The sequence below is a fragment of the Temperatibacter marinus genome (assembly GCF_031598375.1).
GTDB classification, from domain to species: domain Bacteria; phylum Pseudomonadota; class Alphaproteobacteria; order Sphingomonadales; family Kordiimonadaceae; genus Temperatibacter; species Temperatibacter marinus.
Map to the genome: position 1 here is coordinate 1,046,849 of NZ_CP123872.1, position 13,601 is coordinate 1,060,449.

General features: G+C 43.6%; 14 protein-coding genes. 8 read left to right on the forward strand and 6 right to left on the reverse strand.

Translation table 11 applies throughout. The annotated features are described in order from the left end of the window. Genes mnmG through QGN29_RS04720 form a run of 4 tightly spaced genes read left to right on the forward strand, consistent with a single transcriptional unit; the run spans position 1 to position 4,325 of the window. Positions 1 to 1,887, forward strand: a complete 1,887-nt coding sequence (gene mnmG, locus QGN29_RS04705; RefSeq protein WP_310799527.1) for a tRNA uridine-5-carboxymethylaminomethyl(34) synthesis enzyme MnmG — start codon at positions 1 to 3, stop codon at positions 1,885 to 1,887. Positions 1,888 to 1,897: 10 nt separating this feature from the next. Continuing rightward, positions 1,898 to 2,515 carry a 16S rRNA (guanine(527)-N(7))-methyltransferase RsmG gene (rsmG, locus tag QGN29_RS04710; RefSeq protein WP_310799528.1) on the forward strand — a complete coding sequence of 206 codons (618 nt, stop codon included), beginning with the start codon at positions 1,898 to 1,900 and terminating at the stop codon, positions 2,513 to 2,515. Between the two features lie 53 nt (positions 2,516 to 2,568). Next, the gene (locus tag QGN29_RS04715) at positions 2,569 to 3,360 is read left to right on the forward strand and encodes a ParA family protein (RefSeq protein ID WP_310799529.1); all 792 of its coding nucleotides are present in this window, start codon (positions 2,569 to 2,571) and stop codon (positions 3,358 to 3,360) included. A gap of 47 nt (positions 3,361 to 3,407) precedes the next feature. Beyond that, positions 3,408 to 4,325 carry a ParB/RepB/Spo0J family partition protein gene (locus tag QGN29_RS04720; protein WP_310799530.1) on the forward strand — a complete coding sequence of 306 codons (918 nt, stop codon included), beginning with the start codon at positions 3,408 to 3,410 and terminating at the stop codon, positions 4,323 to 4,325. 78 nt (positions 4,326 to 4,403) lie between these two features. Here QGN29_RS04720 and QGN29_RS04725 read toward each other — a convergent pair whose 3' ends face one another. From QGN29_RS04725 to QGN29_RS04740, 4 genes are all read right to left on the reverse strand, one after another. After that, entirely contained in the window at positions 4,404 to 4,910 is a 507-nt protein-coding gene (locus QGN29_RS04725) for a CarD family transcriptional regulator (RefSeq protein ID WP_375164678.1), read from the reverse strand. A gap of 370 nt (positions 4,911 to 5,280) precedes the next feature. Next, positions 5,281 to 5,616, reverse strand: a complete 336-nt coding sequence (gene fdxA / locus QGN29_RS04730) for a ferredoxin FdxA (RefSeq protein WP_310799532.1) — start codon at positions 5,614 to 5,616, stop codon at positions 5,281 to 5,283. Positions 5,617 to 5,768: 152 nt separating this feature from the next. Next, complete coding sequence (locus tag QGN29_RS04735; RefSeq protein WP_310799533.1) at positions 5,769 to 6,161, reverse strand: Hsp15 family ribosome-associated heat shock protein; 393 nt, start codon at positions 6,159 to 6,161, stop codon at positions 5,769 to 5,771. Between the two features lie 20 nt (positions 6,162 to 6,181). Beyond that, positions 6,182 to 9,061 (reverse strand): helicase-related protein, encoded by a 2,880-nt coding sequence (locus tag QGN29_RS04740; RefSeq protein ID WP_310799534.1) that lies wholly within the window; start codon positions 9,059 to 9,061, stop codon positions 6,182 to 6,184. Between the two features lie 275 nt (positions 9,062 to 9,336). On the opposite strand from QGN29_RS04740, the gene rpmB reads away from it, so the two are divergent. Then, positions 9,337 to 9,630: a 50S ribosomal protein L28 gene (rpmB, locus tag QGN29_RS04745; protein ID WP_310799535.1), complete on the forward strand. Its 294-nt coding sequence runs from the start codon at positions 9,337 to 9,339 to the stop codon at positions 9,628 to 9,630. Between the two features lie 67 nt (positions 9,631 to 9,697). Here the strand turns inward: rpmB and QGN29_RS04750 are convergent, their stop codons facing one another. Next, positions 9,698 to 11,104: an MATE family efflux transporter gene (locus QGN29_RS04750; protein WP_310799536.1), complete on the reverse strand. Its 1,407-nt coding sequence runs from the start codon at positions 11,102 to 11,104 to the stop codon at positions 9,698 to 9,700. 129 nt (positions 11,105 to 11,233) lie between these two features. On the opposite strand from QGN29_RS04750, the gene QGN29_RS04755 reads away from it, so the two are divergent. The 3 genes from QGN29_RS04755 to QGN29_RS04765 are packed head-to-tail and all read left to right on the forward strand — an operon-like array spanning position 11,234 to position 12,852. Then, complete coding sequence (locus QGN29_RS04755) at positions 11,234 to 11,806, forward strand: sigma-70 family RNA polymerase sigma factor (RefSeq protein WP_310799537.1); 573 nt, start codon at positions 11,234 to 11,236, stop codon at positions 11,804 to 11,806. 3 nt (positions 11,807 to 11,809) lie between these two features. Then, positions 11,810 to 12,307, forward strand: a complete 498-nt coding sequence (locus QGN29_RS04760; protein ID WP_310799538.1) for a hypothetical protein — start codon at positions 11,810 to 11,812, stop codon at positions 12,305 to 12,307. Beyond that, the gene (locus QGN29_RS04765; protein ID WP_310799539.1) at positions 12,307 to 12,852 is read left to right on the forward strand and encodes a periplasmic heavy metal sensor; all 546 of its coding nucleotides are present in this window, start codon (positions 12,307 to 12,309) and stop codon (positions 12,850 to 12,852) included. The genes QGN29_RS04760 and QGN29_RS04765 overlap by 1 nt, the downstream gene beginning before the upstream one ends. A 66-nt stretch (positions 12,853 to 12,918) precedes the next feature. Here the strand turns inward: QGN29_RS04765 and QGN29_RS04770 are convergent, their stop codons facing one another. Then, positions 12,919 to 13,593: a ChrR family anti-sigma-E factor gene (locus tag QGN29_RS04770; RefSeq protein WP_310799540.1), complete on the reverse strand. Its 675-nt coding sequence runs from the start codon at positions 13,591 to 13,593 to the stop codon at positions 12,919 to 12,921. Between the last annotated feature and the right edge of the window lie 8 nt (positions 13,594 to 13,601).

Consider the following 13,601-nt stretch of genomic DNA (forward strand, 5'->3'; position numbering starts at 1 on the left):
ATGGCTCCTATTGACTATGATGTTATTGTGATCGGCGGCGGTCATGCAGGATGTGATGCAGCTGCAGCTTCTGCACGGGCTGGAGCGTCAACACTCCTTCTCACCCATAAACTCGAAACAGTAGGGGAAATGTCTTGTAATCCGGCGATTGGTGGTTTGGGCAAGGGACATCTTGTGCGTGAAATTGACGCTCTTGATGGCTTGATGGGTCGGGTAGCAGATCTATCTGGTATACAATTTCGCCTACTTAATCGGCGTAAAGGCCCTGCAGTACAAGGGCCGAGATGTCAAAGCGATCGCAAACTATATAAAGAAGCCATGCAAAAGATTTTGTTTTCCTATCCAAACCTAAAGGTGGAAGCTGCAAGTGTGGAAGATTTGCTGATTGACAAAAAGGAAGACCGGTATTCGGTTCAGGGCGTTGTTCTGGGAGACGGGCAGAAGATCTCTTCAAAAGCTGTAATTTTAACAACAGGAACCTTTTTGAGGGGAATGATCCATTTGGGAGAGAAGAAAATTCCAGCGGGGCGGGCAGGAGAAGATCCTGCGCTGGGACTCTCGGCCACTTTAGAGAAAATTGGGTTTAGTTTAGGGCGTCTTAAAACAGGTACACCAGCCCGTCTTGATGGGCGCACCATTGACTGGGACCAGTGTATTCCTCAGCCAAGTGATGAAGAACCTTATGCTTTTTCTTTTCTGACCGATGAAATTCAAGTACCCCAAATCCCTTGCTATATTACAAGAACCACCAAGGAAACCCATGAAATTATTCAAGAGAATATTCATAGGTCCCCCATGTATAGTGGTCAAATTGAAAGTTCTGGACCGAGGTATTGTCCATCCATAGAGGATAAGATTGTTCGCTTTAGTGACAAGGATAGTCATCAGATATTCCTTGAACCAGAAGGGCTTGACGACCATACAGTCTATCCGAATGGAATTTCAACAAGCTTGCCCGAGGATGTTCAAGATAAATTGATAGCATCAATCCCAGGACTTGAGACTACCAAGATTATTCAGTATGGCTATGCTATTGAATATGATTTCGTCGACCCGCGCGAATTAAAACCAACACTTGAAACCCATAAAGCCCAAGGCTTATATCTAGCAGGCCAAATTAATGGAACCACCGGCTATGAAGAGGCTGCAGCCCAAGGCTTGATGGCAGGGGTAAATGCTGCACACACCTCTCAGGATAAAGAGCCATTCTTGTTAGATCGAGCAGACGCTTATATTGGGGTGATGATTGACGACTTAGTCACTCAAGGCACGAAAGAGCCTTATAGAATGTTTACCAGTCGAGCTGAATATAGACTTCACTTGAGAGCGGATAATGCAGACCAAAGACTAACAGAGAAGGGTGTTAGGGCAGGCTTGATCAGCCCGGTCCGGCACAAAACTTACCGCCTGAAGAAGCAAGCGATTGACGACGCAAGCGCTATTCTTAAGTCTTTAACCCTAACACCGAACGAGGCAGAAACTTTTGGTATTCGGTTAAACAAGGACGGAGTAAGACGCAGCGGAGAAACTTTACTGGGTTTCAATAGTGTTTCTTTTGATGATTTGCTGCGCGTATGGCCAAAAGAACTCACAGATATTAAGCCCGCCGTTCGAAAACAGCTTGAAATAGACGCACTCTACGCAGGGTATTTAGAACGTCAAAAAGCGGATATTGATAACTTTAGAAAAGATGAAGCTCTCGTAATTCCTGACGATCTTGACTATAGCATTGTGGCGGGGCTTTCAAATGAAATGAAAGAAAAGCTATCACAAAGTCGTCCAGCTACTTTAGGCGCTGCAGCCCGTGTTGCCGGTGTGACGCCAGCGGCCTTAACAATTTTACTAACACACATACGTCGGCCTAAATCTGCAAGCTCTGCGGCATAAGCGAGGTTCTATGTCTATAGATATCATAAAAGCACATTTAGATGTTTCACGTGAAACATGTGACAGTCTTGAGAAATATGCAGCGTTACTTCAAAAGTGGCAGCCAGCAAAAAACCTCATTGCAAACTCAACGCTACCAGACCTTTGGGAAAGGCACTTTTTAGACAGTGCACAACTCTACCCTCTTATTCGAAAAATACATGGAGAGAGAGAACTTACCTACCTAGATATTGGATCCGGCGCGGGGTTTCCTGGACTGGTCCTTTCTGCAATGGGGTTGGGGCAAGCCCACATGGTCGAATCGAATCATAAAAAGGCAATTTTTATGGGCCAAGTTGCCAGATCTAACAAATTACAGGCGAAAGTTCACAATGAAAGAATAGAAGATCTCGATGTTTTTCCTGTTGACCTCATAACAAGCAGGGCTTGTGCAACTATAGAGAAACTCTTAGATTGGACGAGGCCGTTCATAGGAGAGGCTACTGAGATGTGGCTTTTAAAGGGCGCAATCGCAGATGATGAATTGACCTTAGCAAAAAAGTCATGGACTATGGAAATTGAAAGATTTGAAAGCCTAACAGATTCAAGTGGGGTGATCTTAAGGTTATACAATATTAAAAACATCTAAGTTGTTGATATTAAAAGAAAATATTTTAAAAAACACTTAGGGATCGGGTTAGAATGTCTACAAATCATATAATTGCTGTTGCTAATCAAAAAGGCGGGGTGGGTAAAACCACCACTGCGATAAACCTTGCTACAGCGATGGCAGCTGTTGGTAAATCTGTGCTTGTGATAGATCTAGATCCTCAAGGAAATGCCAGCACAGGGTTTGGAATTGACCGGGCTAGCCGAGAAATAACATCCTATGACGTTGTTTTGGGTGTCGCAGCTATGGCTGATGCCATCGTAGAAACATCAGTTAAAGGGCTATTCCTTGTGCCCTCAACAGTTGATTTGTCAGCAGCAGACCTCGAATTGGCTGAAATGCCGCAGCGGAACTATAGACTAAAACAGGCTATTGAAAAAGTTGTCTCAGAGCAACATTTTGATTTTATCTTCATAGACTGTCCGCCGTCTTTGTCCCTGCTCACACTGAATGCTCTTGTTGCGGCATCAGGGGTGCTTGTTCCTTTACAAACTGAATTTTTTGCACTTGAGGGTCTAAGTCTTTTATTGAATACAATTCAGCAAGTTCAGGGCGCACTAAATCCAGATCTCGAGATCAATGGTGTTGTCTTAACAATGTATGATAGACGGAGCAACTTATCCGCTCAAGTAGAGGAAGATGTAAGAGATTACCTTGGTGATAGAGTTTATACGACGGTTATTCCAAGAAATATTCGGGTAACAGAGGCACCCAGCCACGGTGTGCCGGTTCTCATGTATGATCATAGCTGCCCAGGAAGCCGCGCCTATATTCAATTGGCAACAGAAATGTTAAAACGAACAGGCACTTCTATTGCCGCATAGGTGAAACCAATCTTGTAAAAAAGAAACCATAAGAAAAAGAGAGATTTATGGCAGGTATCAAGAAAAAAGGATTAGGAAAAGGTCTGTCCGCATTGATCGGTGATGCAGCGCCTGTTGTTCAAACAGCGTCTGATGCGGTTCCCGCTACAGAACTTGCAGCAGGAGAAAAGGCAGAGGGTAGACGGCGTCTTCCTATAGAATATCTTGTCCGCAATCAAAAACAACCACGCTTAATGTTTGATGAAGCAGCCATTGAAGAATTATCCGCTTCAATCAAAACCAAAGGCCTCTTGCAACCTATTTTAGTGAGGGAGTTGGCTAAGGATAAATTTGAGATCGTTGCCGGGGAGCGCCGATGGCGTGCCGCTCAAAAGGCAGGTGTCTATGAAGTTCCTGTTGTTATTCGAGACTTGGATGATGGGGAAGTTCTTGAAATCGGGTTGATTGAAAATATTCAGCGTCGTGATTTAACACCAGTAGAAGAAGCAATTGGCTACCGCCGTCTGATGAATGAATTTGGCCATACACAAGAAGTCGTTTCAAAGCTTGTCTCTAAAAGCCGTTCTCATGTGGCAAACCTTCTTCGTTTATTAACATTACCGGATAGCGTTCAAGAGATGGTTAATGAAGGTCAACTTTCTATGGGTCATGCACGCGCTCTTATCGGAGCAGCTGATCCGGCTGTTCTTGCGCGCCGTGTTTTGGCCGAAGGGCTTTCCGTTAGACAGACAGAAGAACTTGCGAAAGAAGTTAAAGGCAAAGGCAAACGGGAACCTCGGCCTGGCGGCACGTCTGGAAAGTCAAAAGACGCTGACACCTTAGCTCTTGAAAAAGATTTATCAGAGACTGTTGGAATGAAAGTTACGATTGATCATAAAGGCGAAGCGGGCAAACTTTCTATCGACTACTTAACCTTAGAGCAGTTAGATGATATTTGTGCGCGCTTAGGCGTTAGTTTGATGTAAGGGATGTGCCTGAGACTTAGAAAGTAAAAAGCCCTGCAACAACAGGGCTTTTTTTAATTTAAAAGGCGAGGCATATTACTATGCAGCGCTGAGTTCTTGCTCAAGCTTTGAAATAGCCGCTTCTTCATCGATATCTTCTACTGCAGCTAATTCCCGCGCCAAACGACCAAGAGCACTTTCATAAATTTGACGCTCAGAATATGATTGCTCTGGCTGATCTTCTTTACGATGGAGATCTCTGACAACTTCAGCAATTGAAATAAGGTCACCACTATTGATTTTGGCTTCATATTCTTGAGCACGGCGTGACCACATTGTCCGCTTAATCCGTGCGCGGCCTTTAAGTGTTGTGAAAGCTTCTTGAAGTTTACTCTCGTTAGAAAGGCGACGCATGCCACTTGAGCGAACTTTATTCATTGGAACCCTTAGGGTCATGCGTTCTTTTTCAAAACGGATAACATAAAGCTCTAATGAAATGCCGGCAATTTCTTCTTTTTCAATATCGATAATATGTCCTACCCCATGCTTAGGGTACACAACATAATCGCCAACATTATATGAATTTTTTTCAGACTTAGACGCCATGGTCATTCTAATCCTTTACATTGATGTATCTATTTGGTCTTTCTTATGGTCTGCTGAGCATCAGCACCAAGAGGCAGAAAGTCTATAGACACTAAAAAAAGCCCTATCGCTAAGTATGTGTTAGCGAGATAAGTTCAGGCTTATACATTATAACTCAATCACTCTCTTCAGGGGTGAATGCCGCTGACCGTGATTGGAGCCAAAAAAAACAGCGGAAGGCCTCTTTCAGGCTGGTTTCTGCTGTAACAAGGAACATTGTAACATAAATGTCACCTTTTTAACAGGCCCATATTGAAATAAAATTACTCAACAAAAAAAGCCAGGGAAACCCTGACTTTTTGTATATTTTTCAATTATTTAGAAGTGAGACTTAATCACCATCCCCAGGGTTTTCGCTCAACAGCTCTTTTTTATCATCTTTTCCATCCCAGTCCTCGGCATCTGGCATTGGATCCTTTTGAACTGTGATATTTGGCCATGATTCGGAGAATTTTGTATTGATTTCTAGCCATTCATCAAGGCCATCCTCTGTATCTGGCAGAATAGCTTCGGCGGGACACTCTGGTTCACAGACACCACAATCAATACATTCATTGGGGTTAATGACCAGCATGTTTTCGCCTTCATAAAAACAATCAACAGGGCAAACTTCTACGCAATCTGTATATTTACAGTTAATGCAGGCTTCTGTAACCACATAGGTCATGGAACATCTCCGATTTTTATAATCCTGACTCACCCTATAGGCTGGTGAGCCGTCGATATTTTATATGCACAAAAATTTAAAACATCACAACAGAAATATGCGCAAACCGTTGAATTTCCTGTTTTTTGAGAATGGTTATCATTAATAAGAACTTATTCTTGGCTCTCTGTCAGTTTCTCATAAGCCCGACGGTCTTTTTTCGTGGGCCGGCCCATTCCTTGTTCGCGTGCAGGGTTATATCGTCTATCTTTATTGGCGTGTTTAGGAACGGGGTCTGGAGATAGGTCTTCATAAAGTTCTTTTGCTTCGCTGTAGGGACCTCGGTGTGTCGAGAGAGCTTTGATTTCTATAATTCGAACATCCCCCTCCTTAACGAAGGTTAAGACATCACCCACACTGATAGAGCTGCTTGGTTTGCTAATCACAGTACCGTTCACGCGGACTTTTTTAGCTTTAACAAGTTTGGTCGCTATGGACCGAGTTTTAAAAAAACGGGCATGCCAAAGCCAGATATCCACTCGCTCTTTCATGCCCGCTTCTGTCACTTTCTGTCTCCCTAGGAGGGTTATTTCTTCAAGGCATCTTTCAGGCTGGCTAGGGCAGCAAAAGGGCTATCAGGATCAGCAACTTTTTCCTTCTTTTTAGGATGAGAAGGTCGAGACTGTTGTTTTCCGCCTTTTTGTCCGGGCTTTTTGCCTTTGAATGGCTTTTTACCTGTTGGCTTACCACCACGCGGTTTCGCAGAGAAACGTTTTGGCGCCCACTTAAAGAAGAAGCGCTCTACTTTTTCTTCTTCTGTCGCTTCATTCTGTTCAGAGTTTGTTTCAGCTGGGGTCGGGTCTGGCTCAATTGTATCAGAAGCCGCGACATCAACAGGCTTTTCAGCTTCTTCAGTAGGGGTGTTTACAATCGCTGTTTCGTCAGAAACTTCGGTCGGTGTTGCTTCAGCATTGGTTTCTGTAGCGTCGCCTTCTTTTTCGATTTTTACTGGGTCAAGTTGTCTCACTTCATGGCTGTAGCCAATGGCAGTCATGACTTCAGCAAAGTCACTTCCGGAAAGACCAACGAGTCCCATAATTTCTGGAGATACTTCAAAGAAACCATCAAAGTCAGCAGCATCAATATCTTCCGGCTTCATTCCTAGAGGGCGAACGGCATCCGCAAGACGCTCAAACATATCCATACGAATGGCTTTTGTGCCAGTCACGATAAACCCAGCAAGTTCGTAAAAGGCACGAGGAGCTGATTTTTCAACATCTACCCAGACCATACCAGGAGTTGGGAGCGTCGGAAGACTGTCATGACCATTCTTTTGTGCCCACATCATCAACCGCATTTCTGTGGCATGGGGCTTAAGAATTAAAGGAATGTAAAGACTGTTTGTTCCGATCCGAATACCAAACCGTCGTAAGCCTTTACGAGCTTCTTGATCCAGTTGACGCAGTTCTGCACCAACGGCAGACCTTGGGAGGACACCAAAGTTTTCAAAGACTTGGTAGGCTATACCACGTGTTATGCCTGAGAGAGGTTCTGTCCCTTCTGGGGCTTCAATCTCGCCGTTTAGCTCTTGGCCAAGTTTAACAAGATTTTCCATTTTCTCAGCAATGCGCTCATCAAGCCATTTTTGAATCAACTCTTGAACAGTGGTGCTATTTTCCCCTTCTAAAAGGGTGCCTTCAAGCATTTTTACGCGGGGCGCAAACATCGCACTGGAATCTGTTACTGTGGCAAGGGGCGAGCCTTCCCATACAAGCCGGGGGGCATGCAAACCATTGTCAAAATTAAATTCAAGGGTTTTGACCCCAACATTACCAAAGAGTTTAACACGACGGGTCATTTCTGAAGCGAGAGCTTTCTTTGCTTCTTCCATGAGTTTAGCATGGTCATCGCGAGCAGGGCCGCCTTCTGTAACAAAGGTAAATCCCTTAAGTTCGCCAATTTCAAGGCCGTCAACACTCACCTTGTTTGTTTCGTTATTGATATCCACTTTTAATATGCCTTTTTGACGCAGCGACTTTAACAGTACCGCTGTTCGTCGGTCTACAAACCGCTGCGTTAATCTTTCATGCAATGCGTCAGATAGTGAATCTTCAACACTGCGGGTTACATGGGCCCAATGCTCAGCATCTTTAAGCCAGTTTTTTCTATGCGATATATAAGTCCATACACGGATAGACGCCAATCGCTGGGCCAAGGTATCTATATCCCCGCCCTTATTGTCAAGTCGCTTTACACTTCTTGCCATAAAGTCTTCATCAATTACGCCTTTTGTGCCCATAAGGTCACAGTATATGCGGGATAGAAGGCTGTAATGGTCTGCATCAGAGATTTTTCTAAAGTCAGGAATTTGACAAACAGACCAGAGAGTTTGAACGGCCCCACTATGAGACGCTTTTTTTGCGATATCGTCATTTTGAGAAAGGGCCTTAAGGGCCTTCACATCAACACTATCACGAGTTAGATAAAGACCCTCTGTCATAGGTTTTTGCTCAAGAGATTTTATTAGCCGAAGAGGGGATGCAAAATCTAATTTGCTGGACCGCCATTGAAGTGCTTTCACAGGATCAAACTTATGGTCTTCAATTTTACTGACAATATCCAAATCCAATTGATTACCATCGCCTTGGCCAGCAAGTGTCGTGAATTTCCCATTTGTTCGATAGCGGCCAGCACGGCCTGCAATTTGACCCAGTTCAGCAGGGCGGAGTTGTCTAACGCGTTCGCCGTCAAATTTTGTGAGGCCAGAAAAAACAATAGTATCAATTTCCATGTTTAGCCCCATGCCAATAGCATCGGTTGCCACTAAATAATCAACTTCACCATTTTGGTAAAGCTCAACCTGAGCATTGCGGGTTCTAGGGCTAAGGGCACCCATGACAATGGCAGCCCCTCCTTTTTGGCGACGTAAAATTTCGGCGAAAGCATATACATCATCCGAGGAGAAACCAACAAGAGCGGTCCGTCTCGGTAGTTTTGAAACCTTCAAAGGTTTGCAATATGAAAGAATAGAAAAACGATCGCGGCGCAGAATTTCAATAGTAGGAACCAATCGACGGATCATCCGCTCCATGGTATCTGATCCTAGAAAGAGAGTTTCTTGTGATCCTCTAGAATGAAGAAGGTGTTCCGTAAAAACATGTCCGCGCTGTTTGTCCTCACACATTTGAATTTCATCGATTGCTACAAAATGAGCCCCTGAATGACGCGGCATCGCTTCTACAGTCGCTAAAGTATAGCGCGCGCCGTCCGGTATGATACGCTCTTCCCCGGTGATAAGGGCGACTTGGTTTTTGCCTTTGGCGGCAACAACACGGTCGTAGACTTCCCTGGCAAGGAGACGGAGAGGAAAACCCATAACTCCAGATTGGTGTGCGAGCATGCGCTCGATAGCATAATGGGTTTTGCCAGTATTTGTTGGGCCAAGAACGGCCTTAATCGCAGACATGATTGTGCTCATTAAATTATAGTCCTAGAAAAGCACATAGCAGGCTAGAGACAAGGATAAAATTAAAAAATCATATAGGGTTAAAGAAATAAATCATGAAGGCGCAGGGTTCTGCGCTTTTTCCAAAGATTTTCTTGACCCAAGGCCACGACTCGCGTATACGCGGCGGGTTCTTGAATAATTCAAGATCGTAAATTGAAACATAGATCAAAAGATTCCAAGCTTTTCCACTATTTATAGAGTGGATCGTTTGTAGAAATAAAAGGATAAAGATCATGGCTCGCGTATGTGAACTAACCGGCAAAGCCGTAATGACAGGTAACAACGTTTCTCACGCTCATAATAAGACACGTCGTCGTTTCCTACCAAACCTAAAAAAAGCTACCTTGATGTCAGAAGTACTCGGTCGCTCATTCTCTTTCAGACTGTCAACTCACGCTCTTCGTTCTGTTGAGCATAATGACGGCCTTGATAACTTCCTTTTGAAGCAGCGCAATGAAAACCTTTCTGCTGCAGCTCTTAAAGTGAAGAAACAAGTTAAGAAAGCAAAAGACGCAGCTGCTGAATAGAGGCTCGTTTTTACAGAAATTATAATCACTGAAATTTTACCTCTGGGTTTCCGAACCCAGGGGTTTTTTATTGAGAGGCCCTTTTTGTTGGTTCCTTTTCCATGCGGCGCAGGATAAAGGGATACCAAACAAGCTGAGCCCCACCTCTCAGACCCATAAAGAGCGTTAACGCCCACCAAATACCAGCAATGCCATACATCTCTGCTAGATAGGAGAGGCTAAAGATATAAGGGATAAAAGCTATAAGCATAGTTCCCATCATTGCCTTGCTGGCTGTAGCGCCGATAAAGACACCATCAAATTGATAGCAAGAAAAGGCAATCATAGGTAAAAAGGTTAGGGGCAGATAAGCCTTACTCACTTCAAGCCTTACATTAGGAATGTCTGTTAACAGTGCAGTAATGATGGGTGAAAAGGTGCCAAACAAAACCGTATAAAGTACCGAAGCCCCTGCTGACCAGATAAAACCCTTTATGACGAAAGCTTTAAATTGTCTTTTATCTTTCGCGCCGTAAGCAGCCCCTGCAAGCGCTTCTGCGGCATAGGCGAATCCATCAAGGCCCAGGGAAATTAAGAGCATATAGACCATCAATACTTGGGCAGCAGCCATGGTTTCAGCACCATAGACTGCGGCTTCGCGGGTTACCATCGCAAGAGCCGTTATCAAGAGTAGGGTTCGAATAAAAAGAGCGCTATTGATGTTAATAAAACGAAGAAGTTTGTCTCTGTGCCAAGTTAATTTGTTTGTAACAGCAAAGAGCAGGGTTCTACTTCCCAGTTGCTTTACTAGGATAACCAATCCGAGAAGGACAACAATCCACTCCGCAATAAGGGTGCCTAGAGCGACACCTGCCACACCGAGGTTTAACCCAACAACAAAGAGAAAATTAAGAGCGCCGTTAAGTATGTTTAGGCTCAATGTAAGGCCTAAACTCATCTTCGCTTGAGCCGTGCCAATGAGATAACCATTTATTCCATAAATGGACAAAGTTGCAATAGAAGACCATATTCGAATATCATAATATGGCTTTGATGCATCAATTACAGGGGTTGGTGGGCTTAAAAGAGATGCGGCTGTCTGAAAAAAGATAGCTTGAAAAATCAATAAGATGCCGCCAATAAAAAAAGCAAAGAAAAGGGCTCGTATCATGACTCGCGCTAAAGCCGCTTTCTGATTTTCCGGGTTTCTATATTTTCCTATACTTTGAGCAATCAAGCCTGTTGTACCCATACGAAGAAAACCAAAAGCCCAAAATATATAAGTAAAAATTGTTGAAGCAAAGGCAATGGCTGCGAGATGTTTTGCCTCCGGAAGGTGGCCTATCGCCCATGTATCAACTAGACCAACAAGGGGTGCACTAGATCCTGCAATAATCGACGGCCAAGCAATGGACCATATTTTCTTGTGGTCACTGTCCTGTCTTTTGTCTGCCGCCCTTAACGGTGTCTCGGTCGTTTTTTTTGATGTCCCCATTCTTCAGCCTTCCTAGTAGCTTGGAAGGCAGCATAGTAAGAAATTTCTTTCCACCCAATCATTTTCTTTTTAAAATCATGCAGGGATTCGACCAAATCAATCGTAAAGGGAGTGACGAGGACGTCATAAGTGAAAGGTTTAATAATGTCAGCGGACCAGTTGATCATATCGGTTCAGAATGGATGTGAGTCTGCCTTTCGCATGCTGGTGGATCAGTATGGTCAAAAAGCAGTGGCGATTGCCTTAAGAATGACAGGCAATAGAGCGCTAGCAGACGATATTGCTCAACAGGTCTTTATGAAGATCTGGCAATATCCTGATCGCTATGATCCTGAGAAGGCCAAATTTTCAACATGGTTTTACAGAGTGGTTACAAACCAGACATTAGACGAGATAAAGAAGAAGAAACCTCTACAATTGCCAGATGATTTTGATCAAATTGAACAAAAGCCTTCTGCTGAAGAGGGTCTTATGACCAAAGATCAGCAGGTCTTGATTAAGCAGACCCTAGAAAGTATGCCGGATCGACAAAAAACTGTCATGACCTTAACTTATTTTGAGGACCTTTCGAATGCTGAAGTGGCTCAGGTGATGGAAATTAGTGTGAAGGCTGTTGAATCGTTATTGGTGAGGTCCCGGAAATTATTAAGAGAGAAGCTAAGCTCTCGTATGGAGCAACGTCCCGTGAAAGAAAGGGCTTAGAGGATGACAAAGGAAACAGAATTTACGCAAAAATTAGATTTGCTAGGCTCTAATTTGGTCCTTTGGCCAGAAGAAGATCAACAAAGGTTTATCTTGTTTGCGCAAACAAAAGAGGGCCAAGCCCTTATAGAAGAGGTGCGCTCTTTAGAGACTGTCTTGAGTGAGTTAAAGCTAGAGATCAACACGGTCGACATAGACGATACTCAAAGAGCAGCTCTTTACTCATTGAGTGAGTCACCTCAACAGACTTTTCCGAAGAGTAAGGGGACAGTGTTTAGAAAACTGTCTAGTCTATTTGAAGACGCAGCGGCATCCTTGACGAATAAAGCAATATGGACACAGGTGGGGTCGATGTCTGCAGCGCTTGTTATTGGACTGTATTTAGGTATACAGCCTTTAACAGATGTGTCGGTGGAAATGGATGAGAGCTATGACTTATCATCAGATCTTTTTTCCGATTCCTATTTAACAGAACTCATTGATGAAGGCGGGGAAGACTAATGAAAAAATCAGCCACTTGGATCCTTGTGCTACTGGGTCTCTCTCTCTCAATTAATTTATTCATGGCAGGCCTTTTCGTCGGAGAATCTTTAACAGAGCCAAAGAGGGAAGGGCAGTTTAAGTCTAAGAAGAAGAACCTTCATAAAGTAGACTTTTCTATGCGTCGCCTCGCGAGTTTTCTTCCTGCTGAGAAAAGAAAAGTATTCAGACCTTTTTTAAAAGAAAATAAAAAAAGTATCAATGCGCTCATTCAAGGGCATATTCGGTCCCGCCATGAGGTTTTAAATCTAATTGAAGCAGAAATATTAGATGTTAATGCATTGAAAATAGCTTTTGAAAAAGAAAGAGCAATGAAAGTTGAGATAGATATTCTTTCTCATCAAGGGTTTTTATATTTGCTTGAGAATTTGTCTTGGGATGAACGACAAGCCCTGGCAAGCGCTATTACAGAAGCGCGAATAAATGAGTTCAGGGGGAAACGAGGCTATTTCCGGCCTAAAAGAGGCAAAGAAGGACGAGAGCATCAACCAAAAGAAAAACCATAGGGTCGTCTCACTCTTTTGATGGGATTTGTGAAAGAAAAACCCACCTTAAGAGACGGGTTTGAGAATTTACATTTTTAGAAAGGGGTTTATAAGAAACCCAAGCAAGCCTTTAAATTTAAGGGGGGCGTCTTGCACCACAAAGCAGATGCAACCATTGTCAGGGCAGGCTTCAGGGCTGTGGGTATCATTTTGATCGTTACAGACAAATTCTCCGCGCTCATAATGGTGAGTCCCATCAATGAAAACACCATCTAAAATAAGAGTATATTCATGACCTTCATGAGTATGATCGGGAATTTTACTGCCAGGTTCTACTTTCAAGAGCGAAGCTTTCAATCCTTTTTCAGAAATAGGTAAAGTAAATTCTTTAACGCCAGCACCTCTCGCTTTCCAAGAGATTTCTTCCATATCTAATTGAATGTGATTTTGAAGAGGAGCGGGTAGGATTGGCTCACTGGCAAGCGAAGGAGCTGCAGTAATGGTGTTCTTCACAGACTTAGGCGCGTCTTGCGGAATAGAATCCAACGTGTCTAAAAAGTCGCCTAGGGAAGAATTCATACTTACACCGTCCGTATCTTCAAGTAGATTTCCACCCACCTCGGATAGAATTTGATAGCTCTTTTTTGCGTCGTTATTCAAGGAAACGTGGCTTGCCACGAGCAGGGCTAAAGGTTGGGGCAAGCTGCCGCTTACATAATCTACCATTAGTCCATGTTGAATATCATGATCTGCCATTGTCATACCTATAC

Coding starts and splice junctions, on each gene's coding strand:
- QGN29_RS04760 (WP_310799538.1), top strand. CDS start 11,810: ATGACAAAGGAAACAGAATTTACGCAAAAATTAGATTTGCTAGGCTCT.
- fdxA (WP_310799532.1), bottom strand. CDS start 5,616: ATGACCTATGTGGTTACAGAAGCCTGCATTAACTGTAAATATACAGAT.
- QGN29_RS04770 (WP_310799540.1), bottom strand. CDS start 13,593: ATGACAATGGCAGATCATGATATTCAACATGGACTAATGGTAGATTAT.
- rsmG (WP_310799528.1), top strand. CDS start 1,898: ATGTCTATAGATATCATAAAAGCACATTTAGATGTTTCACGTGAAACA.
- mnmG (WP_310799527.1), top strand. CDS start 1: ATGGCTCCTATTGACTATGATGTTATTGTGATCGGCGGCGGTCATGCA.
- QGN29_RS04720 (WP_310799530.1), top strand. CDS start 3,408: ATGGCAGGTATCAAGAAAAAAGGATTAGGAAAAGGTCTGTCCGCATTG.
- QGN29_RS04715 (WP_310799529.1), top strand. CDS start 2,569: ATGTCTACAAATCATATAATTGCTGTTGCTAATCAAAAAGGCGGGGTG.
- QGN29_RS04765 (WP_310799539.1), top strand. CDS start 12,307: ATGAAAAAATCAGCCACTTGGATCCTTGTGCTACTGGGTCTCTCTCTC.
- QGN29_RS04750 (WP_310799536.1), bottom strand. CDS start 11,104: ATGGGGACATCAAAAAAAACGACCGAGACACCGTTAAGGGCGGCAGAC.
- rpmB (WP_310799535.1), top strand. CDS start 9,337: ATGGCTCGCGTATGTGAACTAACCGGCAAAGCCGTAATGACAGGTAAC.
- QGN29_RS04740 (WP_310799534.1), bottom strand. CDS start 9,061: ATGTCTGCGATTAAGGCCGTTCTTGGCCCAACAAATACTGGCAAAACC.
- QGN29_RS04725 (WP_375164678.1), bottom strand. CDS start 4,910: ATGGCGTCTAAGTCTGAAAAAAATTCATATAATGTTGGCGATTATGTT.